The organism is Thermogemmata fonticola (genome assembly GCF_013694095.1).
Classification (GTDB): Bacteria; Planctomycetota; Planctomycetia; order Gemmatales; family Gemmataceae; genus Thermogemmata; species Thermogemmata fonticola.
Genome location: NZ_JACEFB010000001.1, coordinates 966,074 through 991,776, shown reverse-complemented (window position 1 = coordinate 991,776; position 25,703 = coordinate 966,074). Strand labels below are relative to the sequence as shown.

Here is a 25,703-nt window from a genome sequence, read left to right as displayed (position 1 = left end):
GGATACTGAGTTGTCATGCCAAGCGCGGCAGACGAGGTACTTTTGAAATTCCTCCGCGACCCGGAACGGGGCCGGCGGAACCTTGCGGGATTGGCCCACCACCTTGGAGAGGAACACTGGCCGCAACTCTGTGCTCTCTTGCGGCGTTTCCTGCCTCACTGCCCCGACGCGGACATGGCGTTGAATCACCTGGAGCGCTTGGCCAGCCGGCCGGGCATGCAGGAGCGCTGGGCACACCTCCTCGAAGGACGTGGGAAAGGATTGGAAATCCTGGTGCAACTCCTCGGAGTGTCCCAGTTTTTTGCTGACACCCTCGCCCGCTATCCCGAATGGCTAGAGGCGATCCGCCATCCCCCCCGCAGTGTCCCTACCACCGCAGAACTTCTCGCCGAGCTGCAAAGTGAAATTCGCTTGGCCCCAGATGATGTCTCCGTGTTACAGGCTCTTCGCCGCTTCCGCCACCGCCATCTGCTGCGGATTGGGATCAACGACATCATCCGCCAGCGTTCCCTGGAAGAGATCACACGGGAACTGTCGCGCGTGGCCGAGGCCTTGATCGCAGCCGCCTTGCAGCATGCCTACCGCACGATCACCGCACGTTTCGGCGTTCCAACCGCTCCGGACGGCTCTCCGGCTCGGCTGGCCGTATTGGCCCTGGGAAAACTCGGCGGAGAAGAGCTGAATTACTCCAGCGACATTGACCTGATCGTGGTGTATGACCATGAGGGAACCACAAGCGGGCGCCGGCCGGGGATCACGAACAGCGAGTGTTTTTCCCGGATTGTCGCCGAGTTGGTGCGCCTCGTGTCGAGTCATACCGAGGAGGGTGTCGCTTATCGTGTCGATCTGCGCTTGCGTCCAGAGGGGCAACGCGGTCCTTTGGCGCGGAGCCTGCGAAGCACTCTGCATTATTACGACACGATGGGGCGGACGTGGGAGCGCCAGGCATTGATCAAACTCCGCCCGGTGGCTGGCGATGCCGCCTTGGGCCGGGAGGTCCAGGCCGCCCTGGAGCCGTTTGTTTATCGGCAATATCTCAGTTTCGCGGAGATCAACGAGGTCAAAGCCCTCAAGCGCCGCATGGAGGAACGGGCAGCACGCCGCCGGGGGGAAGGAGATTTTCCCAGAGATATTAAGCATGGGCCAGGAGGCATCCGGGACATCGAATACACGGTGCAGTTCCTCCAGTTGCTCAATGGCGGAGACTTGCCCGCCGTCCGACAGCGCAACACCCTCCTGGCTCTGGAAGCCCTGGAAATCGCGGGCTGCCTCACTCCCCAGGAGACCTATTTGCTCGCCGACGCCTACCGCTTCCTCCGCACCACCGAACATCGCCTTCAGTTGCTCTGCGACCTGCAAACCCACACCTTGCCCGCCGATACCGAGCGCTTGCGGCAATTGGCCCTACGCCTGGGATATGCCGCCTCACCCCATCGTTCACTGGGATCGCTCACACTCTCAGGCTCACGCACCCTTTCACCGACCGAAGCCGGTCATGCGCCGCAACGGCGCTCACCCCTCGACGAAGAGCCTCCCCTCCCCTCGCTCAATACCTCCGCTCTCCTCGTCGATCCTCTCGATCGCTTTCTCAAAGATTTGCAGGACAAGACAAGTTTGACCCGCACCATTCTCAATCACCTATTGCATCAGACTTTCGCCGACGCGGGGGATAAAGCCGAGCCGGAAAGCGATCTGATCCTCGACCCCGAACCCGAAGTGGAAATGATCCAGGCGGTCCTGAGCCGTTATCGGTTCCGGGATATTCCCCGTGCGTATCTGAACTTGACGCAGTTGGCGCGGGAGTCCGTACCCTTTTTGTCCTCCCGCCGCTGTCGGCACTTTCTCGCCAGCATTGCACCCCGCCTGCTCGCCGCCGTCGCAGATACTCCCGATCCCGATGACGCCTTGACCCAACTGGAACGGGTGTCTGCCTCGCTGGGGGCCAAGGCCGTCCTCTGGGAGTTGTTCAGCCAGCATCCCGCCTGCTTGCAGCTTTACGTCGAGCTTTGTGCCAGCAGCCCCTTTCTTTCGGGCCTGCTGATCAATAATCCGGGAATGATCGACGAGCTGCTGGATAGTCTCGTCCTGAATCAACCACGGACTGCCGCGGAATTGCGAGCGGAATTGGCCGAGCTGTGCCGCGGAGCCGATGACCCTGAACCGATCTTGCACAGCTTCCAGGACAAGGAATTGCTCCGCATCGGCGTCAGCGACCTCTTAGGACGATCCACCATCCGGCAGACGACAGCCGCCCTCTCGGATCTGGCCGAGACGATCCTCTTGCAGATTATCGATTTGGTGGAACCCCAGATGCAGCGCCGCTGGGGGATTCCCCTGCACCCTGACCGGGGTGCGGCGGAGCCTTGCGCTTACGTGCTTTTGGGATTGGGCAAGCTCGGCGGCCGGGAGATCAGTTACCACAGCGATCTGGATTTGCTGCTCCTGTACGAAGCGGAGGGACAAACGACCGAAGGGCAAGCCAACTCTGTGTATTTCACCGAACTGGTGCGGGCGATCATTCGCCGGGCGAGCCAGATGGGACCCTGGGGCCGGCTTTATGCGGTCGATATGCGCCTCCGGCCCACTGGCAAATCCGGCGCGCTCGTCTTGCCGCTTTCCGAGTTCCGGCGTTACTTTGCTCAGTCCGATTGCCAAGACTGGGAACGCCAAGCTCTGACCCGCGCGCGGGTTCTCCGGGGTCCGCCGCCTTTGTGCCAAGCAATGCACGCCTTGCTGCGCGAAGCTCTCTTTGCCCGTCCGTGGACCGCCGAGAGCCTGGACGCTTGGGAAGCCATGCGGCGCAAATTGGAAATCAACGGCAGTCCGAGGAACCTCAAGCGGGCGCCCGGCGGCCTGGCGGATGTGGAATTCCTGGTCCAGTTGCTGCAAATGAAGCATGGCGCGCAATATCCGTCTATCCTCCAGCCGAATGTCTGGGATGCTTTGGATGCACTCGAAGAACAGCGGCTGATGGCGGAGGGCGAACTGGCCGTTCTGCGCGCCGGCTACTCCTTCCTCCGCCTGGTCGAGGCCCGATTGCGCATTGTTACGGACCGGCCGCTCAACGAACTGCCGGAGGACCCGGCGGAGTTGACCCGCTTGGCCCGACGCCTGGGTTATCCCCGGCTGGAGTCCTTCTGGGACGACTGGCGCCGGCACACCACAGCCATCCGCCGCTGCTACCAAACCCTCTTGTGGCGGGAACGGCGCCCGCGTTCCGGTCCACCTCTCTGACCCGCCGGCGGTCCGGGGAATCTGACTCCGCCTCTTTCCTCTGCGGGGGCGGCGAGTAGCCGAGAAGGCTACAGGGTTTGAGGTGGACCGATGCTAAGCTGGGCCGATTCTGCTGAAGATGTGGCCTTGCATTGGCCGAAAAACGATATGTGTCCTTATGTACGGAAGGCAGAAGATGGACAGTTGCGCCAGCGCAGAGGGGTTTGCTCTGCACAGCTAGCCTATTGTCGGCGTGGCTTATCTTGGGAAGTGGCTGTACGGAGCAGCAGCTCTTGCGGCAAACTTGTCCAAGGCCGGGGCTGGAAGCGCCGCAGGCGGTCCGGGCCATCGAACCGCATCCGCACTACCGCTTAGCCTGTGGCGACGTGGTGGAAGTCCGCTTTGACACCCAACCGCAGTGGGATGCCTTGGTGGCCGTGAGTCTGGATGGACGCTTGCCCTTGGGGCTGCCCGCGGAACCGCGCGTGGAAGGCTTGACGGTCAGCGAAAGCCGAGACCTGCTGGCACAGTCCGTACAGATTCCGCCGGATGCTGTCCAACTGCGATTGGTGGAACCGCGAGGCCAATACCTCTTCGTGCATGGCCCAATCCGCGGTCGGCTCCGTATCGTGCCCTATCAGGGTCCCGAAACCGTCCTGGATTTCCTCAAGCGGATTTCAGGGCTGCCGCCGGGCACGCAACTGGGTCAGATTTATGTCGTCCGTCCCGGAGTGGCTCAGGGCCAGCGCCCGCAGGTGTTTCGTTGCGATGTCCGTTCCGCACTCTACGGCTTGCCTACGCTGTACAATGTTCCCCTCCAACCCGGCGATCTCATTTATCTCGGTGAAACAGGCCCCTCCGTCTTGGCTCGCTTCCTGCCCGATTGGCTGGCACCCTTGTACTGCCGTTTGCTCGGCCTGTGGCCGGAGTCGTGGTTCTTCCCCTCGTGGTACGATCGGCTCGTACTGGAGCGTCGCTGGGCGGACCAAGGGACTCCGGAACGTTGACGGGCTGAGGGCAACGTTTCCCTCTGGCAATAACGTTTCTTCTCCAGCAAGGGAGCGATCGCTGAGGATCAGCCGTTGGGAGTCAACAGTGTGATAATCTGAGCAAAGGCGGGCCAGCGCTGGATCAACTCAGCACGGGAACCTCGGCGATAGTCGGCGTAGTCAAAACCTGGAGCGACGGTGCAGCCGAGCAAAGCGAAACCGCTATCCGAGAGCAAACGGCTGCCTTGCCATACACCAGCGGGAACGACGACCTGCGGCAGTTGGCCAGCGTTCAGGTCCTGTCCCAGGATGATTTCCCGGCCGCTGCCGTCGGGATGCAATTGCAGCATGCCCACAGGTTGGCCCAGGTAGAAGTGAAAAATCTCATCGCTGGGCAACAGATGGAGTTCGGAAACCTGGCCTGGACGCAGCAAGTAATAAATGGCGGTGGACAAGGAACGGCTCCCGCTATGCGCGGGCAAGATGCTTGACGGCAGTTGCAGCGCCGAACGATACGTTTCGCGAAAGTACCCCCCTTCTGTGGGGTGCGGTTCCAGTTGCAGCAGGCGGATGACATCGTCAGCAGTCATGGAAGGTTTGTTTTTGTCAGGGAGGGTTCGTTCTTCTGGGATTCGTGAGGCGAGGCGGTGGAGGCGGATGATGTCGAGGTGGGATAGTGTCGCCGCCGGGGTGCACTTTCGCCTTCGGTGATGGCCCAATAAGCATCCGCTTCCAATCCCGTGACTTTCTGGATTGTGCCCGAAGGCCAGTAAATGGTCAGGTTCTGGATGGTGGTGGTTGGCCCAAGTCCGAAGAGCAAGCGGGGGTCATTCGTGCTCGCATAACTGGCTCCCCCTTTGACAAAGGCGGTTTGCTTCCCCTGGGCCGTTTCGAGGACGACACGTGTCCCCACGATGTCGGCATGCTTGGCACCCTGAAGGTGCAGACCCAGCCAGTGATGATCCGGAGCGGAATAAACATTGCGCAGCACAGACACCGGCTCGTTGAGATGGCTAATCACGACATCAATGCGCCCGTCGTTGTCCAAATCTCCAAAGGCCGCACCTCGCGCGTTATGGGGCTGCTGACAGTAGCTGCCCCCTTGGGGGGTGATAACACGGAACCGTCCCTGGACGTTCCGCAGTAACTGCGGTTTTTGCCGGCGATCCAATTTGATCGGGAAACGGATGGCATGCCCGCTGACAATGAGCAGGTCTTGCCAGCCATCCCAGTCGAAGTCGAAGAACCCGACGCCCCAACTGACATAGGTGCCGCCGATGACCGCCAAGCCGCTCGGCATGGTGTCGTACAAAAAGCGAATCTGCTTGGCATCGCTGCGGTTCTTGTACAACGCCGGCAATTCGTTCTCGTAGTTGGTGACGATCAGCGAAGCCCAGCCGGAGTGATTGTAATCGGCAGCATCCAGACCCATGCTCCCGTTGGCGATGCCTCGATCGTCTCGCGCCACTCCCGCAAACAGGCCGACCTCTTCCAGGCGGACCTGCCCGGCTTCGCTCCGGTTGATGTACAGATGATTGTCATCGGTGTCGTTGGCCACGTAGATGTCCGGTCGGCCATCGTTGTTCACATCAACGAGGATAACGCCGATCCCTTTGCCATCTTTGCGAATCTTGCAGGCCTCGGAAATGTCCGTGAAGGTCCCATCCCGGTTGTTGCGGTAGAGGGTGTGGGGCAGGGGTTTGAAGCGCCGGGGCTGGCAAACGTCCCGTGTTTTCCCGTCGTAGGTGCAATCCGTGGGATGGTTCGTCTCGAATCCCCAATCGCCGTAGTGAGCGACGTAGATTTCGGGATAGCCATCGCCGTCGAGGTCGCCCCAGGCGGCGGAGGTGGACCAGAGGTTGTCATTCAACCGGGCGGCAGATGTGACATCGATGAACCGGCGGCCATTCTTTTCATCGGCTACATTCTTCAGGAGCACCAGGCGATTGTATCCGGTGATGAGCAGGTCCGGCCAGCCATCGCGGTCGTAGTCGAAGGCGGCGGCACCGTGGCTGTAAGGGAAGGAGATGACGTCGAGGCCGACTTGAGCGGTCACATCCTGAAAGCGGAATTGGCCGAGATTGCGATACAGCTTGCAAGGATGTCCAAGGACCTTGGTCCCGACGTAATATCCCCCACCGGTTAGGAAGATGTCGAGCAGTCCGTCCTGGTCGTAGTCGAGCAGGGCGACCCCCCCGCCGAGCGATTCGATGATAGCATAGTGGTTGGCTTCTTCGCCGTTGCGGTAGGTGAAAGCGATGCCGGTCGTGGCGGTGGCATCCTCAAAAATCGGAGGTCCCGCTGGCAGAGCCGAAGTACCGGAATTCCCCGCGGGAGTCGTAGACGCCGGGGGGGGTGCCGCACCAGGATTGCAACCCATCATGGCGATGAGGACCAGCGCGCCAAGGCCGCTGCCTCTCCCCCTGTTGCTCGGTCGCATCACAAAGTTATCTCCACAATCAACCGCGGTTGCAGAAGTATCCTGCTTCTTCCACATCCTAGCTCTTTCCCTCATCTTAGATGGTAGCATGGGGAAGCAACAGCTTGGATGGTAGTAAAAGGGAAGCAACCGCCGTCATTTCACGTTGTGGCCAGACCTTCGCAAGAGGAGGTCTGAACATCTGGGGGATGCCAGGCAGGCGGAGGGCCGATGCGGGAAAACCCAAAGCTCAGAGCGGCGGGCTGGTGAGCCGGAGGAATCGAAGGAGGAAAGATCGTTTGCAGGCTTCGGCGGCGAGCATCTCGTTTTCAGCGTTCGATGGTGACGCGGGCCAGATCATCCAGGAAAAAGTCGCCTTGTTGGCGGAGTTGTCTTTTGAACCGTTCCAGGAGTTGGGGGTCTTGCAGCCGATCGCGGTCGTAGGGGTCCGCAAGGGCTTGGAGGAAGTGGACGATGTTCCAGATTTTATCGGGCCGGTCGGGATAGGAAGGCCCCGTGGTTAGAGTGTTGCGGAAGGAAGTCATGCCGCTGGGATAGATGCCTCCGTAGATGCGCGCGTAGAGGTCGTGGCCTTGCCGCCCGCCCCGGTAAACACCGAGCAGCAGATTGCGGGGTTGTACGACGCCGCCCCAGAGGTCCCATTTGAGTTGCGGTTCGCTGCCATACTTGACGTGGCAGGAAGCGCAGCCATATTCGGCGGAGTTGTACAGCTTGTATCCCCGCAGGGCGGAGAGAAGCCGGTCGTCTTCGTTCCGGATATGGTGCGGTGGGATGGGTATCGGGTATTGAGCGGCGACGCCCCAGTTATACAGAACATCCGCCAGGTTCTTGACGAAGAGGGCATCGAGTTCCGGCCCTTCAAAATCCGGGTCTTCCTCCGTCGGTTGCATGGCTTTGGCCATCGTAGCAAACTCTGTTTCCCCGCGAATGCTCAAGTGGATGACATAGCTGACGAGATCATCAATTTCATCGTCTCGAAGATGCGGGAAGGCGGGCATCATGGAGCCGTCGACACCGCGGCGGAGGATGCGGACCAGGTCGCTGCGGAGGGGTTTGCCCGCCGCTCCTCGGCCGACACGGGGCAAGTCCGGGGGCGGAGAGGCGGTGATGAATTTGAAGATGCCCTGGCGGTAATCCCGTGGCGGAGCTGCTTGCGCGACGGCCTGCCGGCCATCCCCTGCTCCCGTGGGACCATGACACACGAGGCACCAGCGGCGGTACAAAACGGAACCGCGGGCCAAGATTTGATCATCCAGACGCAGGTCCTGCCAGACATGCCGGACCTGCTCCCACTGCTGCCGTGCCTGCTGACGCTCCGCCCCTGCCCAACTCTGCAACCGTGCATGGATGCTGGCCAGATTTGCAAATACCCCTTTCTGCGGGTCCGGGCGTGTTTGGGTGATGAGTACCCAACTGGGCCAATCAGGAAGTCGGACCCTAGGCTGAACAGGAGTGCCAAAGTAGCTATCCATGAGGTGGGACAGACGCCGGAGCTGAGTGGCTGTGAGATTGGCGGGGTCCAGCACGTTCCGTCCTAGCTGGGCGCGGATGTCCTCCGCCAAATCGCGGTCGGGAGTCAATTGCGGAAACTGAGCGCTCTTGAGAGGGGAAAATCCCGGTGTCGGCCAACGCTTAGGCGCGCCATCCAGACCCGTTTTCCCTACCACCAGCCAATCCGTGCGGAGCGGATAATGCTCCACCGCCTCATTTCCAGCGGAGCGCGGTTCCCCAATCGACAACGAGTCCGTGGAGGAGCTACACCCGGCTGTCAGCCCGATGACCAGGACGACGCCCGCGTGTTTTAGCCAAGAGAAATCTCGTGCCATTGTCTCTGTCAACTCAGAGTGTGGATGCCGGAGGTTTTGCCTATCCCTCCCCTGCTGATTCTTGTATTCCGCGGAGTTTTGTCAAGAATGGAAAGGTAGCGGAAAATGTCCGACAGGGTAGGAGGTGTTCATGCGCAGGGTCACAGTCGGGATGGCGATGGCGCTCCTGGCCTGGTGGCCGGTCTCGTTCGGGAATCAAAATCCGGGAGGTGCATCCGCAGAGGCGGTGCAGGTGGCCGGAGCGTCGGATCAGACCCGCAAGCGTTTTGCGGAATTGGAGGAGCGCCTGCGTCGCCTGCCGGACGCAGAAGCTGTCGATGAAGTCCTCCGCTGGATGGAAGAAGACGGCGAGGTCCTGATCCAGGTGGACGCCCATCGCTATGTCCCGGCAAGGTATTGGGGGCAAGTTTTGTTGAGCCGGCTTTCACCCCAGCAACTCCAGACTTATCGCTTGCGGGTCGATCCTTTAGCCGAGCAGATGCTGGCCCGCGTCCGCCAGCAAGGGGAGGAACACGGGTTGCGCCGGGTTGTCGAACGGTATGGGTTATCCCGACCTGCGGTGCAAGCACTGTTGCTTTCGGGCGATGCCCTTTTGGAACGAGGCGAGGCGGCAGCGGCACGGGCACTCTGGGAACATTTGCAGCCGGAAGGAACTGCGGAATGGACCCATCCGGATGTGCGGCTAAGCCAGAATGCGGACTTGGTAGCACAAGCGATGGCCCGGCAAGGGTTGGCACTGTGGCTGGAGGGGGAAGTCCGCCAAGCCCGCGAACACTACGAACGTTTGCGTCAGCAGTATCCCCAAGCACGGGGCCGATTGGCGGGTCAAGAAGGGGTGTACCACGAAGTTCTCGCGGAACTTTTGCGGCAGCCGCCCCATTATCCGCGCGCTGGGAATGTGGGGCGGAGTTGGAGCACCTTTGGCAGCCGGCCCACGCGCAACCCCACTTTAGCCCTGAGCTATCGACCGGGAGAAACCCGGCCCGCCTGGCGCCGGGAGTTATCTCTCGTCCCGCGCCTGCCCGCTGAGGGGGAACTTGCCGGATTCCGCCAGCCCTGGCCGCATCCCGTGGCTGCCGAGAAGTGCATTTTTCTGACGGATGGTTTCCGTCTTTATGCCTTCGATGCCATTAGCGGGCGTCCCCACGCCACCCTGGAGTTGTTGGCTCCACCGCCCTTGGCGCGAGAAGTCTGGCCCCCTGGCACCCTGGCATGCCCCACCTTGACCCTGGAAGGAGACGGACTGTACCTGCGCGCCGGCCTTCCTCTCCTTCGTCCGGCAGGGGCACGTGGCGATCGTGGCTGGACAGGCCGGTTGGTGCATGTCCAAATCCAACGCCACGAGAAAAACGGCGTAACATTGCAGGAACGCTGGCGGCTGGCTCCTCCGATTCCCAACGCGTTCTGGGAAGGGGCGCCGCTGGTCGTCGGACGCAAACTCTGGGCCGCCTATGGCCGCTTCGAGGGAGGGCGGCTCCAGCAGGGGGTGGTGTGCTACGATCCGGCCGATGCGGCCAATCCTCCAGCTCTCCGGTGGCAGGCGGAAGTCAGCATCAGTCCATGGTTGCCCCTCGCCGCAGGGCGGACCCGGTTGGAATTGCTCACTTGGGCCGATGGCCGCATCGTCTTCAACACCAACAGCGGAGTCGTGATGGCCTTAGACAGCTCGACGGGCCAGCGCCTGTGGGCCTTTCGCTACCCGCGGGCTTCTCGCAGTGCCGGCCAAGATGCTCCCGCCCAGCCGGCGCCGGCGATTTATGACGATGGCCGGGTGTACGTGGCCCCAGCAGATAGTGACGGCATCTTCGCCTTGGATGTCCACGATGGCCGCCTGCTCTGGCAGCTCCGGGGTCTGGAAGGCGTCCTGCTGCACGCCGTCACAGCACGCCACCTCTTCGCTACGGTGCGCCGCCCCCTGCCGGCCATTTTGGCCGTCAACGTGAAGACCGGCTCACCCCGGCGGTCCGAGGGGGGGTGGTTCGTTCCGCTACGCGATACTGCTACGGAGTCCGCCCTCAGTCTGACGACGCTGCACCACCTTCTCTACCCCACTCGTGCGGGAATGCTGGCCCTCCACCACGAGGATGGTACCCCCTGTTTCGATCCTTTATCGGATCAGTTGCCCCTGGCCCATTACGTAATGGTGGACGGCATGCTGATTGCCGTGACTCCCCAGCACCTCTTAGGCTGTGTATCGGAACGCCTCCGCTTCGGCCCGCCGCCCTGATGGGATCTTGACTTCTGAAACAGAGTTCCTCGCCAGGACAGATTCACCAGGGTGTTCCGTCCCTTTCGCGGAGCTTGCTGGCAGAAATGCCTGCTGTTCTCTAAGGTCCGCGGGGTTGTAGGATAGCATGAGAGGCTCTGCGACCCAGAGAGCAGCACTGGCGAAGAGATATCCCCGATCCAAGGATCACGAGGTATGAACGACGACGCGGCAGCCGTGATGCTGGACGATGAATTGGCAGCAGCCGAGCAAGCGCGGGAACTATGCCGCCGCATCCTGGATGAGTGCGGCAAAGTGATCGTGGGTCAGCGGGAGGTCCTGGAGTTGCTGCTGATCGCCTTGCTGGGTCAAGGCCATGCTTTGCTCGTTGGGGTCCCTGGTCTGGCCAAGACGTTGATGATCCGCACGCTGGCGGATTGCATGAACCTGTCCTTCAGCCGCATTCAATTCACGCCGGACTTGATGCCCTCCGACATCACCGGGACGGAAATTCTCCAGGAAGACCGTAGCAGCGGGCAGCGGGTGTTTCGCTTTGTCAAAGGCCCGATCTTCGCTCAAGTCATTTTGGCGGATGAGATCAACCGCACGCCGCCGAAGACCCAGGCGGCCCTGCTGGAAGCCATGCAGGAGCGCCAGGTCACCGTGGCCGGGGAACGCCACAAGCTGCCTGATCCTTTCTTCGTCCTGGCTACCCAGAATCCGATCGAGCAGGAGGGAACCTATCCTTTGCCCGAAGCCCAACAGGATCGCTTCATGTTCACGATTGTGGTAGATTATCCGCCCGAAGAGGACGAGTTCCGCGTGATTGCCACGACGACAGGCGGCCCAACACCTCAGGTCGAACAGGTCATAACGGCTTCGCAGATTGGCCAAATGCAGGCATTAGTCCGGCGGATACCGGCGGCGGATTACGTGATACGCTACGCCTTGCGGCTGACCCGCTGGACGCGTCCTGTATCTTGGGACGCCCATGCCGCCGTCCCGAAGGATGTGCCAGACTATGTGCGGCAGTATGTCACCTGGGGCGCTGGACCGCGGGCCGGCCAGAACCTAGTCCTGGCCGCAAAAGGCCGGGCGTTGCTTCACGGCCGGCACCATGTGGCCGTCGAGGATATCCAGGCAGTAGCCTTGCCCGTGCTGCGCCATCGCATCATCACCAATTATGCAGCCAAGGCGGACAATGTCACCCCGGATGATCTGATCCGGAGGCTACTCCGCGATGTCCCGGCCCGGACCGCCTAAGGCAAGGAGTGCGGTTGAGCACTCTTCAAGGGAGTGCATGCGCCAAATCCGCAGGAACGTGTCTTATGACCCCGCAACAGCCTTCACCGCTCGATCCCGCGGTTTTGGCACGGATCGAACGCTTAGAACTGGAAGCCCGGCAAGTGGTGGAAGGAATGCTGGCGGGCCGGCACCGCAGCCCCCGGCATGGATTCGCCGTCGAGTTCGCCCAGCACCGCCCCTATGTTCCAGGAGATGATCTCAAACACATCGATTGGAAAGTGTACGGCCGCACCGAACGTTTCCACCTCAAGCAATACGAACAGGAGATCAACCTGGTCGCCTGGATGCTCGTGGATGCCAGCGAGTCGATGAGCTACGCCTCGGCGGAGCGCAGCAAGTATGACGTAGCCGCGATCGCCGCCGCTGCCCTCAGTTATATGGTCTTGGCCCAGACGGACAGTGTCGGCCTGATGACGCTGAGCGGCCTTTCCTCTGGGGCCGAATTGCGGCCTTCCAGTCAGCGAACGCATCTGCGCGAAATCTGCCGGGTGCTAGCTCCAGGACCGGGACGACAGACCACGAACATTGGGCAGGCCTTGCACCAGCTCGCGCCGCGTATGGGCCGCCGCGGAATCGTCTTTCTCTTGAGCGATCTGCTCGATGAGGTGGGGGCCATCCGCCAGGGTTTGCAGCATTTGGTATTCCACAAGCACGAAGTCATCGTGTTCCACGTCTTGGATGCGGCAGAGCTGGACTTTCCCTTCCGCCATTTGACGCTCTTCCGGGGTTTGGAAGGGCTGCCGGATGTCCTCACCGACCCGGCGAGCATTCGGGAGAGCTATTTGAGGGCATTGGCCCAGCACCAAGCCGCCCTTCAGTCCTGTTGCCGGGAACTGGAGATCGACTACGTGTTGCTCCGAACGGACGCCGATTTGGGGCACGAACTGGCCGCCTATCTGCAAAAGCGGCGTCAGCAGCGGTAGCCGGGCCATCTTCCCGCCGGTGCGATGGCCTTGCCGGTTTGGATTGGCCTGTTGGCACGGCGATCCTGATCGTAGGACGGCATCGCTGCAATCCAGATGTTTCGGCAGGCCAGGCACCCTGCTGATGAGGACAGGTCAGTTGGCCCAAACTCCCGGCTCCAGGATGAGGCCACGATTATCGTGCGATAGGTACGAACTTGATGCAAACCGGCCGGCTCACTGGGATCGTTTGGCCTGTCTCCTTAGCCAGACCTGTGGCAGCATCCCGACTCCAAACGCCGACTTTGTCCCCATCTTGGCTAGCGATGAGCAGCCATTTCCCGGTGGGATCGATGTTGAAATTGCGGGGGATTTTGATGTCGCCGGTGATGTGGCCGACTGCCTCCAGAGTGCGATCCGGACGGACACGGAAGACGGCGATGCTGTTATGGCCGCGGTTCGAAACATAGACAAATCGGCCATCGGGAGAAAGGATACACTCGGCGGTAGTGTTTCCTTTGACGGGCTGGGGGAGAGTCGAGAGGGATTGCAAGACTTCGTGTTTCCCCTGGGCGAGGTCCAAGCGGACGGTGTGGACGGTGGAATCCAGTTCGCCGTTGACGTAGGCATATTGGCCGTCGGCTGCCAAGGTGATGTGGCGCGGGCCGCAACCCGCTGGCAGGCGGATGTCCGCTAGGGCTGCATCGTCGATGGCCCCCGAATCGGGTTCGAGTCGGAAGACCTTAACTTGGTCGATTCCCAAATCGACGCTGAAGGCGTACCGTCCATCGGCGCTGAAGGCCGTGCAGTGGGCGTGGGGTGCTTCCTGGCGCCCCTTATTCGGCCCGCTCCCCTGATGCTGGAGCACGGCCAAGCGTTCTCCCAGCCCGCCGTCTTCCCGTAAGCGGAACAAGGCCGTGCTTCCCCCGCCGTAATTGGCCACAAGCAGAAAGCGGCCCTTCGGGTCCACTACGAGATGGCATGGTCCCGCCCCGCCGCTGGTGCTTTCATTGATCAAGGTCAGGGCGCCGGTTTTCGCGTCGATAGCGAAGGCCCGCACGGCTCCGCCGCCTTTGCCGCTCGTTTCTCCGACGGCGTAGAGGAACTTGTGGTTCGGATGGATCGCCAGAAACGATGGACTACCTACCTCGGCGGCCAGCTCCGGTTCGCTGAGCTTCCCCGTGCTCGCCTCCAGCTTGGCCCGATAAATCCCCTTGCTGCCTTTGGCGCTCGTGTAGGTGCCGATGTAAACCCAGTACTCCTGGGCGCTGAGAACGCCGGTGCTTGCCAGTAGTACGCTCCATACCATCGCCAATCGATGTTTCATGATTCATCCTCCTGGAGAAAACCACTTCCGGCTGCCCTGTCCATTTCCACCAGAATCCCAGGACACATCGGCAAGCCGATGGTGTCAGCGCGCCTGCGTTGGTTTATTCGGATCGGTGATAGTGTTTGCAAGTCAGGAAGTCCCTGGGGTGATGTCGTGGCTCGCTCACACGCCACAGTAGGAGTTCCTTTGAGGAATATAGGGGGCATCTGCCAGAAAAACAAATGGTTTTCTGACTGATCTGGCGGCGGATGATGTCACGGATTCACTCCCAACGAGCGGCGGATGAAGTCCAGTTGGACGCGCATGTAATGCTGCCCGCGGATCCCGTGGCGAGACGAGGGATAGAGCATCATCTCGAACGGCTTATTGGCTTTTTGCAGGGCTTCCGCCAATTGCATCGTGTTTTGCACATGGACATTGTCGTCGATCATGCCGTGGAGGATCAGCAAGCGGCCCTGCAGATTTTTGGCGGCGTTGAGACAACTGCTCCGTTCGTAGCCCTTGGGGTTTTCCTGGGGCGTAAGCATGTAGCGTTCTGTATAGATGGTGTCATACAGGTGCCAGTCTGTGACGGGACCCGAAGCGATCCCCGCGGCGAAAAGGGAGGAATGGGTCAGGGCATAAGCGGTCAGGTAGCCTCCGTAGCTATGTCCGCTCAGGCCGAGGCGTTTGGGATCGGCCCACTTTTGGGCTGTGAGCCAGCGGACAACTTCTTCCAGGTCTTTCAATTCCTGGACGCCGAGCTGTTTGTAACAGCTCCAGGCCGACTGTGCTCCCTTGCCACTGGCACTGCGTGGATCGACTCGGACGACGACGATGCCGCTTGATGCCAGCGATTGGTCCAGAACGCGGCCCGCGCTGTAATCATCCCGAATCGTAGGCATCCGCGGCCCCCCATAAATGAACAGCCAGACCGGATAGCGTTTCTGCGGATCGAAGTCGGGCGGATAGGTGATTGCCCCTTCGAGGATGAAGCCGTCCGCCAGAGGGATGCGGACCCGTTCGTGTTTGCCGAAGCGGAAGCGTTCCCTCTCGCGCACCGGGTTGGTATCGAGGCGGCGGATCGTCCCTCGTCCGATCTCCGCGAGGACTTGCTGGTGGGGCGTGTAGGGATCGCTCCAGCGGTCGATGTACAACGATCCTTGCGGGGCCAGGGTGATCTGATGGGTTTTGCCCTTTTCACTGAGCAGCTCGACTTTGCCGTCGAAAGTGGCGGAGCAGAAATCGACCCCCGTCGGTGAGGTCCATCGGGCCGTGAAGTAAATCCGCTGCCGGTCCGGGTCCACCCGGAGGACATCTTGAATCTCCCAGGTGCCATGGGTGATGCGGCGCAGGTAACGGCCATCAGCGGCATAGTGGTATAGATGCTTCCAGCCGCTGCGTTCGCTGAGGAACAGGAAGGAGCCGTCGGGGAGAAAGTGTGGCGGCCCGGCATCTTCGACCCAGGCGGCGGTGGTCTCACGCAGCAAGCGGCGCGGAGGTTGATCGGGGGCCTCCCATACGAGCAAATCGAGCCACGTCTGCGTCCGGTTTTGCACATAGGCATACAAGCCGTGGGTGCTCCAGAAGCGGTCCGAGGAAGGCGGTGCTTCCCGTGGCGGCGGCGGATTCGGAATTGCCTCGGGCGTTGCCGGAGGTTGAGGTGCCGGTGGGTTTTGAGGTTTCGCCATGATAAGCGGACGCCAACCCACGCGGACAATCAGCGTATTGGCCGGGGGATATTCCGGGGGCAGGTCCAACCAGCGAGGCTTTCCGCCTCGGACAGAGACGACCCCAATACGAACATGGGGGTTGGCTTCGCCCGCTTTGGGATAGGGATAACGCTCCACTTCCCCGTAGGTTCCCTCGAAACGAGTGATGGTGAAGCGGCGCACCGGACTGTCGTCAAAACGGAGGAAGGCGATCTGTTGGCCATCGGGACTCCACCAGTAGGCCCGGCCATTGCGGAGGAAAATTTCCTCTTCGTAAACCCAATCGGCTTTGCCGTTGAGGATGTCGCCGCCGCCATCGTGGGTGAGTTGCCGTTCCGCACCGGAGACGATGTCCACGGCGAAAAGGTTGCCGCCGCGCACAAAGGCCAGAGATTGGCCATCGGGACTGAAGGTAACATGTTCCTTTCGCCCGCCGCTGCGAGTCAACACCCTGGCTGGCCGGCCGTTGAAGTAACCAATGGCCAACTCATCTCCGACCTCGAAGAGAAAGCCGCTATGATCCGGCGTAAAACGGAAGCTCGTCGCGGTGCTCCAACGCTGGACTAACGAGGCGGGAATCTCTTTGGCTGCACGTAAGGACCGAGCGATCGATTCCGGATTGGCAAAGAGTTCGGCCTGGCCCGTCCGGGCTTCGACTTTCCAAAGTTTCCCTTCCTTGACTTGCAGGAAATGTTCGCCGTCGAGCCAGTCGACAATCCGGGCAGGCGTTCCCTGGAAGCCTTGCGAGATCGTGCCATCGGGGCGGAACAGCAAGGCTTCGGTAATCGGTTGCAAGGGCCGGCGTTGTTCGGGAAGCAAAGGCGGGGGGCCAGTCCACAAAGGCACCCGCTCCAGCACTCGCCAGATGGGGTAAGGCGGATTTACAGGGTTGCCGGAAAGGTCTGGGAACTGTCGGAGCAGATTCTGGGGACTGTCCGGGTCTAGCCATCGCGCGAGCCAAGGACCCAGGGGTTGCTGCGGAGGAAGGACGTAACTTCCGGCGGGTACCATGAGCCGCTCGCGCCGAGGAATGCCAGACTTGGGGGAAGAGAGCCGGTTCTTTCCGCTTTCTTCCGAAAGCCCAGGATAGAGTTCGACGTACAGGCGGATGTCTTCCAGCAGCTCCCGGACTTCCACGCCGCGGCGCTGGAGTTCCATGGCCAAAGCGGAGCAGGATGCGGGCAAAATATACCCTCCTGGAGCAGCGCTCCAGGCACTCCCGGAATGCAACTTGCCCAAAGAGAATGGAGGCGTGATGATCCTAGATTCCGAGAGCAGGGTAGACGGCGGATTCCCCGCTCCGAGACTCTCAGTCGCCCGAACCGCCTCCGCGGATGCTCCATTACCCTGCCAATATCCCAAGGCGATCAGGGGAATCAACGGAACCACTCCCCAATGCCGAAGGGCGTTTGCCATTATGTCCTTGCCTCGAAGTGTGCGTCCCCTCATGGCTCGATGCCCGCTCGTTGCTGGGATTACTGGGGGTGGCATACCCTTTGTTGTGCACCACCTCAGATTGTAAAGCAGTGTAATCGGAAACCTTCCGCCTGACGAGGGGGAAGGCTTGCTTGGAGATGATTTGTCCGCACTATGGGGAGGACCGAACTTCCTTCAGGAGAACGACACTTTTCTGAAGGGAGATCGATTCGCTTGAGCGGCGGCGGAGTCCTGGTAGATTAGAGCAGGGGGTCAAGCCGTTGGCTTCCTGTTGTGTGAACCGGGAGGAGGTTCCTCCCAATCGGGAGAAAGGAAACATGGCTCCGAGACACTTTTTTACCGCCACGGCAATTTTGGGAGTACTGATCGGGGTGATTTGGGACACTTGCCTCTGCCGCGAAACAGACCTGCGGCAGGTACAAACGGAGAAGAAAGCGGAATCGCCTCCCGCCGACCTGATCCTTCACAATGCGCGGGTGGTCACGGTGGATGAGCGGATGAGTATAGCCGAGGCGTTGGCCGTGCGCGATGGGCGAATTATCGCGGTGGGGAAAAATGCGGATATTCTGCGGTGGCAAGGGCCGAAAACCACGATGATCGATGCCCAGGGGCGCATGGTGCTGCCGGGATTATACGACAGCCATACCCATCCCCTGCAAGCCGCTTGGAGCGAAGCGGAAGGACCGCTGCCGCAATTCCGTTCCGTGGCCGAAGTGCTCGAAGCTATCCGCGCCCAAGCCCAACGCACGCCCAAAGGCGAGTGGATCGTTATCCGCTATGGTTTCCCGACCCGCCTGAAAGAAGCCCGCTTCCCGACCCGCGCCGAGCTAGATGCAGCGGCGCCCGAGCATCCGGTGTTGTACCACGCAGGGCCAGCCGGCGTGGTCAATAGCCTCGGTTTGAAGGTCTCAGGCATCACCCGGCACACCAAGGATCCGCCGGCGGGACAGATTGTGCGGGATCCGAAAACCGGGGAGCCGACCGGTCTGCTTCGCAATGCCTACAGTGTCCTCAAAGGTGTGCCTGGTGGAGGCGAGCGGTTGACTCCGGAGCAACGACAGGCCGCTGTCAAAAAACTTTTCGCATTGTACAACGCTCATGGCTTGACCAGCATCTCCGACCGCAACGCCGGACCGAATGCCTTGAAACTCTATCGCGATCTCCAGCAACGGGGCGAACTGACCGTACGCGTCAACGTCGCCCGCAGTTTTTCTCCTACGGGAAATGCCGATGACCTCATCCGGCGGCTGGAACAACTCCTGGGACCCGAAAAACAGGACGGGCCGACCGGCGCGGGGGATGATTGGGTCCGCATCGGCCCCATCAAAATTTTTCTGGACGGAGGCATGCTCAACGGGACGGCCTACATGCGTCAACCCTGGCCCAAAGGCGAAGCCTATCAGGTGACGGAGGAGAACTACCGGGGCTTGCTCTTCGTTCCTCCGGAACAGTTGCAGACTTTCTGCGTAGAGGCGGCGCGTCGGCGGTGGGCTGTAACAGCTCACTGCGCCGGAGAAGCGGCGATGGATGTGCTCCTCGATGCCTATGAATTTGCGGACCGCTTTGTCCCTATCCGCGACTTGCGCTTCTGCATCACGCACGCCAACTTTCCTAGCCAGCACAATCTCGAACGCTGCCGCAAGCTGGGTGTCTGCGCCGACATCCAACCCGCCTGGCTCTACAAAGATGGCGATACTCTGCTTCGGCTCCTGGGACCGGAACGGATGCGCTGGTTCCAGCCCTATCAATCGTGGTGGAAATACACGACCATCGGCGGGGGCAGCGATCACATGATCCGGACCGATCCGTTCAGCAGCACCAATCCCTGGAGTCCGTGGCTGGGAATGTGGGTGGCCATCACGCGACGGCTGGAAAGCGGACAGGTCCATCAACCGGCGGAAGCCTTAACACGCGAACAAGCCCTGCGCCTTTACACCATCAATAATGCCTACCTCCACCGGGAAGAAAAACAGAAAGGCTCCCTGGAAGTGGGTAAGCTAGCCGATTTCATCCTCATCGACCGGGATATCTTCACGTGTCCCGTAGATGATATTCGGGACACGCGGGTCTTGCTGACAGGGGTGGGAGGCCGCATCGTGTATGACCGCCGCTGAAACCCTTTCGCTCCCCGCTTTCCTGACTGCGGCTGTTTGACAGTGGCGCAAGACAGATACGTACTGAAGTCCAAGAGGTCGGAAAGGACGGGGGTGTCCATCTACATGACGCGATCTTCGGCCCAAGCGTGGCGCCGTCCCGTGGTGAACTCCTTATACTCGGCGGATGTGGCCTCGGCGAGCGTGGCGGGATCGAACGCTGCGTTGACTGCACGCAACAGTGTCGCCGCTGCCGAATGGGGATAACCCACGCCCTGGATTTCCAGGGAATCGCGGTTCACGTCGATGACCAGCAGACGATCCTGGTAAAGGCGGGCGTAACGCAGCTCCCGCAATTCCCAGCGGGCACGCTTGAGAAACTCCAGGGCCGCGCCCACATCGCCCTGGAACACATGCACCGCTTTGGGAGGAGGCAGGGGAGCTGGCATGGCACAACGTTGTCGTGCTAACCCCGATGGGCTTCATCACCATCGGCGATAGGCTTCAGCGCAGACCAGCAAGTTCCTGAAGCAGCCGCCAGTTTTGCAAGCGGTCCTGGTTGGCCGCCAGGAGCACTTCCGACGGGTTGCCGTCTTTGTCGAAATGCTTGGCGAAACGGCCCTCCGTGCGCGCGAAGTCGATGAAGGTGATCTCCTTGCCGGTCTTCGGGTGGATGTACCAATCCCCTTTGACGTTCGGGTTGCCTTGCAGGGAGAGACGGCTTTTGATGGTATCCCCTGCACGCGGATCGTAGATGAGCAAGGGGAAAGCTCGGCTATCGACGGCCAGACGGGCTTGTTCCGCCGCCATGTTATCCGCTACGCCGTGCTCCGGCTGGCAAGTCGTGTAGCAAGAGACAATGGCCGGTCCCGGATACTCCAGGGCGCCTAAGACGGACTTGTAAAAGTGATTGACGTGGGCACAGGTCGTCTGGGCGACGTAAACTCCCGGATGCATCATGGCGATTTGGGCGATCTCCTTGCGGCGTTCCTGCTTGCCGAATACTGCCTTGCCATGCACGGACATCTTGGTGTTCTGGCCGGTGTAGCTACTGGTCGAAGCCTGGCCGCCGGTGTTGGAATACACTTGCGTGTCCAGGACAAACACCTTGATGTTGAGGCCGCTCATGAACATGCGGGAGAGGGCCTGGAAGCCGATGTCGTACATGGCGCCATCCCCACCGATGACCCAAAGGGGTTTGTCCTTCCAGCCCATTTGGTCCCAGCGCATCCGCACGCCAATCGCATAGGTGGGGGCATTCTCGAAGAGGGAGTTGGTCCAGGGCACCAGATACGGATTGTAAGGATAGGTGGAAGTGTACACAGTGTTGCAGCCCGTGGCGGCGACGATGCCCCAATCTTCGCCGTATTTGCTGCCGGTGGCGGCGCAGAGCATACGCAAAGCCGTCCCTTCCCCGCAGCCGGCGCAGGAGCCAGCACCGCCCGTATAGATATGGGCGCTTTCCTTGAGCATGATGTCGATGAGCAGGTTGCCGCTGATGTACTTCTCGTCGGACGGCCCCATGTTCTTGAACAAGCGGTGGCTTTTCCGCGCCTTGTACATGACCTCATCCGTTTTGGGCACCATGCGCAAGGCGTTGTCATCGCAGACTGTCACGCACTCCGCGCAGCCCTTGCACTTGGACGGGTCGATGATGATGTTGAACATCCCGCCGACGCCGAGCTTCTTCTTGAAGCCGTCGTAGTACTTCTTGGTGCGGGACCATTGGGGTTCGTACAGGGCGCGATCTTCCGGCGGCAGTTGGCTCATCTTCTGCTGCCATTCTTCCTCGGAAAGCACCTTGCCGAGGATGGCGGTATCGGGGCATTCCGTCACACACTCCATACAGCCGGTGCAGTTTTCCGGGATGTATTCAGGAATTTCCGGGGCGATGTAGCTAAAGTCCCGCAACGAAGCGGTGCCTGCCGGAATGAGCGAGCGGGCGACAGACAGGTCCGCTGGCAACTCCTTTTCCCCGTACCCTTCCTCATAACCCCGGATGATCCGTTCGTTGAAATCGACCACATCCAGCACGGGGAGACTGACCAATTTGTAAGGCCGGTCGATAGTCGTACCGTAGCAACTGTTGTTGAACGGGTCGCGTTCGTGGGCCGCGTTCATCGAGGGAGCTTGCAGGGTCGCTGTTGCCATAAATTCACCTCGCGAGTTCGATGGTTTCCTGCGGTGAGTGGTTTCCCGGTTATGCAGATTCCTTCAGGCCAAGTGCACACAGCCCGAAACAGCAGGCCCAGAGCCGATGGCCAAGCGGTAGCGCCGCTCACTCCGCCGCGATGATGCTCCGGGGGATTTCCTTCATCTCGCTGTAGCCGCGCTTGACGCAGGTGAGGTTTTCCTGAACCACCTGGTCGCCGCGCTTGCCGAAGTACTTGCGCAGGGCTTTCTCGACCCCGGCGTACACCTGCTCGTCGGTCATGCCGGCTTCCCGTGCATAAGGGGTCAATCGCAGGAACGCCCCCAGGAGTACAATGCCTTGCATGCGCATCTGCAAGTCAGGTTCACTGGCAACTTCCCGGGCAATGCGCACCATGTCGCAGTAATAGACCCGGATGTTGTTTTCTCGAATCGTCCGGCGGTTGAAATCGGGGATGCGTTTCCAGACCTCGGCGGGGTCGCTGTAGGGCGACTGCATGAAGATGGCGCCGCCGGGAACCAGACCTTTGAGAGTCAAAGGACTCAGGATCGCCGTGGGATCGTTGATCACCAGCAATTCCACCCGTTCGAGTTCGGAGTGGAGATTGATATGGCTATCGGCAATGGTGAGGTAATAGGTGGTGGGCAGGCCTTTCTTTTCGGAGCCGTACTTGGGGTAGGCTTGCACATCTTTACCGAAGACGTTGCCGGCGATCGTGGCGATGACTTTGTTCGTGGTAACGGAGCCGAAACCGCCGACGGAGTGCCCGCGCATGGAGAAGGCCCCGCTGGGGCGCAGATCGGGGTCTTCCGTGACCTTAAGAGCGAGCGGATGATCGATGCCGACGCAGAAGTAGTCCGGGCCGTCGATCATCATGTTGTGGAAAGCGGCGATGAGGTCACCGGGACGGACATCCCGGCTGCCCAACCCCGCGGAGCCATGATAGATGCGCGGAATGCGGTCGATCTTTTCCTGGCCATTTTGTCCCGTCATGGCATCGCAGAAGGCCGCCTTGATTTCCCGCGTCAGGTGGTTGCCCGTGGTGGACAGCGGGTCGTCCATGCGTTCCAGGACAGTGAAGGCCGTGCAGTTCTTCAGCGCCTCGACGATGTGGCGGGCCGGGAAGGGGCGGAAGACGAACACCGTCAGGCATCCCGCGGCAATCCCTTTTTTCTCCCGCAGGTAATCCACGACGGCCTTGGCAGTCTCCATGTAACAGCCCATACCGACGAGGATGTATTCGGCATCCTCGCAGCGGTAGGGTTCGACGAAGCCGTAGCGCCGTCCGGTCTTACGGGCAAACTCGTCGAAGGCATCCTCCAGCGCCGGCGCAATGCGGTCGTAGTACCAGCGCTGGGCGATCTTCCCCTTCATGTACGAGTCCTGGTTTTGCACCACGCCGGACATCATAGGGTTGGCGGGGTCCATCAGGTTGATCAGCTTTTCCTTGGGGTTGCCGACGTACTCCTTCATGAATTCCGGTTCCGGCAGGCGGACCGTTTCGACAGTATGAGTTGTGAGGAAGCCGTCCTGGATGTTGAAGAAGGGGGTAAAGGTCGCTTCAGCGACGCGGCGGCAGATGAGGCAGAAATCCCCTGCCTCCTGCGCATTGCGGGCAAAGAGCATGCCCCAGCCGCAGTCCGCCACGCTCATGACGTCGTCATGCCCAGCGTGGACGTTGAGGCCCTGACTGGTCAAAGCCCTGGCTCCGATGTTCATCACCACGGGCAGGCGTTTGCCGGCGATGGTGTAAAGCACCTCTTTCATCAGGACCAAGCCCTGGCCGCTGGTGAAATTGGTGACGCGCCCCCCCGCCACGGCGAACCCTTCGCAGATGGAAGCGGCCGAATGTTCGCTCTCCGGTTCAAAGAACATCAGGGGGTCGCCCCAAAGGTTCTTCGCCCCGTTCATGACCGCCGCATTGAAACCGCCTCCCATGGTGGTGGAGCTGGTGATCGGATACGCCCCTGCCGCCTGGCTGATGTGCGTCTCCACATGGACCACGGCTTCGGCGCCGTCGCACGTGGTCGGAATGCCCGGATACTGATAGCTAGCCTCGACGGCTTCACGGCTGGCCTCGGGAGTCCGGATCGGCGCTTGCGCAACAGCGATGCTCATGAATCGAAAACCTCCCGCTTTGAGGTCATGGATACTGTTGGTGTATGCCCGCAGGGGCGCAAGGGAAACCTGGGCGGAGGAACCACGAGCGATTTTCAACACCTAGCGCAGCGGTCCACGGCGGGCGAGCCGACGATCCCGGCGGAAGACGAACGACAGCGAGCGGGGATCATCCACCTCCGGGAAACGGCTGGGGCGCCGCTGCGATCCCGGCCGGCCCGGCGACCACTGCAAGACACCCCCTTCCAAGCGGTACAGACAGAGCGCCGTCTTACCCCGGTGCTCCGCCGGTCCCGCCAGGATATGCATATCCATCCCCTCTGGCGTCAAGACGAACGTTCCCATGTAAATGTCGCCATCCAAAAACTCGAAACTGAAATGGTCCCCCGCAATCAGCAAGCGGGCCTCACAGGGACCGGCTACCGATCGCCAGGCACCTTGTAACAGTTCCCAATCCGTTCGCAAGCGCGTCGGAGAGGATGTCGCCGGCATGACACTCTTCCCCTCGCTGGGAGTTGGTGCGAAGGCCGCTCAAGAAATCATTTCTGCCCGCTGTTGGAGACGGCCGTTGCGTCTTGGCCGTCGTTCCGATCCGCTTCCCTGCGTGAACCATGCGGTTTCCCTGGGAGGATTATACGGCGTAGTTCCATCTCGTGCAATGGAGAGAACTTGAGTGGCGAAACTCGTCATGGGACAGGGACCGTTCTGGCATGTTGTTCACATGTCGCCGCCAGCACCGCTCTCAGGGAAGCGGGATATTCTCCAAGCGGAAGGGGATGCGGACTTCGCGCAGGGGGGCTGGGACGGTCAAGAGCAACGACCCGCCCGCCGCAAGGGGATCAATGGCCTGCGGGAATTGACAGGCCACCTGGACTTTGCGTCCACTGGCATAAATCTCCTCCCCTTGGGGGCGGACAATTCGGCCTGCGGCGGTGCGCCACTGAATCTGCACATCCCGCAGCCACTTGCTCTCTTCGTAACTATCGAACCGCGGATGGTCGGCTGGATATTCCCCCTCCAGCTCCACCTCCCATACTTGCAGGGTGGGATTTCGCCGCAGCGACTTCCAGGTGAAGATGAGAGGACCGGCTGTTTGTGTCACCATTTTCTCCCGCGGCGGGGTGTCCCAACGGAGGGTGAGCAGGCGCTCGGCCAACGTCACCCGGAACACGCCCTCCAAACATGCAATCCGCTGCGCCTGCCGTCGCACCCCGGTGAGACGTACAAACATCTCGCTGGCGGCGGCAGGGGGATATTGGCGGCTCCTGGAGCTTTCCGCCGCGAGAGATTGCCCCCGCTCGTCCTGAGCCATCGTGATGCTGGGAGAGGCGTCGATTCGGTACACGGGATAACGCGGTTCCCAGTGGACCAGCAGATCGAGGTCACAAACGGCATGGGCCGTGGAAGGCTGCAAGCGGGCATGGACCGTTTGCACCACGATTCGGAAGGGGCCGGCCGAGGCTGCGATCGTTTGCCCTTCCCCCTTTGGGAGCAAGCGCAGGCTTTTCCCGTCAGCACTGACGTTCCACTGTCCCCGAACCTGCCGGGCGGTTCGCTCCAACGCCTCCCACAACGGAACGTTCTCCAACGAGAGAGAGACAGGAAGTTCGGCCAAAGGGGGGGCTACCTCGACTTGGAGGCCCCCTTTTTGGGCCCAAGCAGAAACCACCTGCCGCAGCGGGGACGGCGAGGGGGACCAGCTTACAACGGTCGCGGGGGGAATGTCCGGGGAGGGCGAAGCTGGCAGGAGGGGAAGCAACACACCGGCCAAGCCGCAGGCCAACCCAAAAACAATCGCGGGGCGGGGAGACATTGGCTCGTCCTTTCCAGTGACTCTTTAGGCGATTCGCTCCTCTTTGGGCGAAATCTCTCCACTCCCAGTGGCAGCTCGGTGGTGAAACCCGTGTGTCATCGCCGAGACCAGGGCCAGGAGCAATGGACATCCCTGGGGTTCAACCTATTCTAAACAGTGTCGGATGGAATTGAAACCTTCTCCGCCCC

16 protein-coding genes are annotated in these 25,703 nt (G+C 60.9%); 6 read left to right on the top strand and 10 right to left on the bottom strand.

Annotation, left to right across the window (positions count from 1 at the left end; all coding sequences use genetic code 11):
• The first annotated feature begins 15 nt into the window (after window positions 1–15).
• Window positions 16–3,234 (top strand): bifunctional [glutamate--ammonia ligase]-adenylyl-L-tyrosine phosphorylase/[glutamate--ammonia-ligase] adenylyltransferase, encoded by a 3,219-nt coding sequence (gene glnE, locus H0921_RS03530; protein ID WP_194536611.1) that lies wholly within the window; start codon window positions 16–18, stop codon window positions 3,232–3,234.
• A gap of 272 nt (window positions 3,235–3,506) precedes the next feature.
• Window positions 3,507–4,220, top strand: a complete 714-nt coding sequence (locus tag H0921_RS03525) for a polysaccharide biosynthesis/export family protein (RefSeq protein ID WP_194536610.1) — start codon at window positions 3,507–3,509, stop codon at window positions 4,218–4,220.
• Between the two features lie 68 nt (window positions 4,221–4,288).
• On the opposite strand, the gene H0921_RS03520 is transcribed toward H0921_RS03525, so the two are convergent.
• The 3 genes from H0921_RS03520 to H0921_RS03510 form a co-directional block, all read right to left on the bottom strand.
• Window positions 4,289–4,792, bottom strand: coding sequence for a cupin domain-containing protein (locus H0921_RS03520; RefSeq protein ID WP_194536609.1), 504 nt, complete (start codon window positions 4,790–4,792; stop codon window positions 4,289–4,291).
• Complete coding sequence (locus H0921_RS03515) at window positions 4,789–6,642, bottom strand: CRTAC1 family protein (protein WP_228498974.1); 1,854 nt, start codon at window positions 6,640–6,642, stop codon at window positions 4,789–4,791. The genes H0921_RS03520 and H0921_RS03515 overlap by 4 nt, the downstream gene beginning before the upstream one ends.
• 308 nt (window positions 6,643–6,950) lie before the next feature.
• Window positions 6,951–8,468, bottom strand: coding sequence for a c-type cytochrome (locus tag H0921_RS03510; RefSeq protein WP_194536607.1), 1,518 nt, complete (start codon window positions 8,466–8,468; stop codon window positions 6,951–6,953).
• Between the two features lie 130 nt (window positions 8,469–8,598).
• Here H0921_RS03510 and H0921_RS03505 point away from each other — a divergent pair, with 130 nt between their 5' ends.
• From H0921_RS03505 to H0921_RS03495, 3 genes are all read left to right on the top strand, one after another.
• Window positions 8,599–10,695, top strand: a complete 2,097-nt coding sequence (locus tag H0921_RS03505; protein ID WP_194536606.1) for an outer membrane protein assembly factor BamB family protein — start codon at window positions 8,599–8,601, stop codon at window positions 10,693–10,695.
• 195 nt (window positions 10,696–10,890) lie between these two features.
• Window positions 10,891–11,937 carry an AAA family ATPase gene (locus H0921_RS03500; protein WP_194536605.1) on the top strand — a complete coding sequence of 349 codons (1,047 nt, stop codon included), beginning with the start codon at window positions 10,891–10,893 and terminating at the stop codon, window positions 11,935–11,937.
• Window positions 11,938–12,002: 65 nt separating this feature from the next.
• The gene (locus H0921_RS03495; RefSeq protein WP_194536604.1) at window positions 12,003–12,902 is read left to right on the top strand and encodes a DUF58 domain-containing protein; all 900 of its coding nucleotides are present in this window, start codon (window positions 12,003–12,005) and stop codon (window positions 12,900–12,902) included.
• Between the two features lie 175 nt (window positions 12,903–13,077).
• Here the strand turns inward: H0921_RS03495 and H0921_RS03490 are convergent, their stop codons facing one another.
• Together H0921_RS03490 and H0921_RS03485 are read right to left on the bottom strand one after the other, a co-directional pair.
• Entirely contained in the window at window positions 13,078–14,208 is a 1,131-nt protein-coding gene (locus H0921_RS03490; RefSeq protein ID WP_194536603.1) for a lactonase family protein, read from the bottom strand.
• A gap of 257 nt (window positions 14,209–14,465) precedes the next feature.
• Window positions 14,466–17,087, bottom strand: a complete 2,622-nt coding sequence (locus tag H0921_RS03485; RefSeq protein ID WP_194536602.1) for a S9 family peptidase — start codon at window positions 17,085–17,087, stop codon at window positions 14,466–14,468.
• A 569-nt stretch (window positions 17,088–17,656) separates the two neighbouring features.
• Here H0921_RS03485 and H0921_RS03480 point away from each other — a divergent pair.
• A complete protein-coding gene (locus H0921_RS03480; protein WP_194536601.1) occupies window positions 17,657–19,453 on the top strand; it encodes an amidohydrolase in 1,797 nt (598 codons plus the stop codon).
• Between the two features lie 101 nt (window positions 19,454–19,554).
• Here the strand turns inward: H0921_RS03480 and H0921_RS03475 are convergent, their stop codons facing one another.
• From H0921_RS03475 to H0921_RS03455, 5 genes are all read right to left on the bottom strand, one after another.
• Complete coding sequence (locus H0921_RS03475) at window positions 19,555–19,881, bottom strand: hypothetical protein (protein ID WP_194536600.1); 327 nt, start codon at window positions 19,879–19,881, stop codon at window positions 19,555–19,557.
• Between the two features lie 55 nt (window positions 19,882–19,936).
• Window positions 19,937–21,583 (bottom strand): thiamine pyrophosphate-dependent enzyme, encoded by a 1,647-nt coding sequence (locus H0921_RS03470; protein WP_194536599.1) that lies wholly within the window; start codon window positions 21,581–21,583, stop codon window positions 19,937–19,939.
• Between the two features lie 127 nt (window positions 21,584–21,710).
• The gene (locus H0921_RS03465) at window positions 21,711–23,702 is read right to left on the bottom strand and encodes a 2-oxoacid:acceptor oxidoreductase family protein (protein WP_194536598.1); all 1,992 of its coding nucleotides are present in this window, start codon (window positions 23,700–23,702) and stop codon (window positions 21,711–21,713) included.
• Between the two features lie 102 nt (window positions 23,703–23,804).
• Window positions 23,805–24,194 (bottom strand): hypothetical protein, encoded by a 390-nt coding sequence (locus tag H0921_RS03460; RefSeq protein WP_194536597.1) that lies wholly within the window; start codon window positions 24,192–24,194, stop codon window positions 23,805–23,807.
• A 250-nt stretch (window positions 24,195–24,444) separates the two neighbouring features.
• Window positions 24,445–25,515 (bottom strand): hypothetical protein, encoded by a 1,071-nt coding sequence (locus H0921_RS03455; RefSeq protein ID WP_194536596.1) that lies wholly within the window; start codon window positions 25,513–25,515, stop codon window positions 24,445–24,447.
• Window positions 25,516–25,703 lie beyond the last annotated feature (188 nt).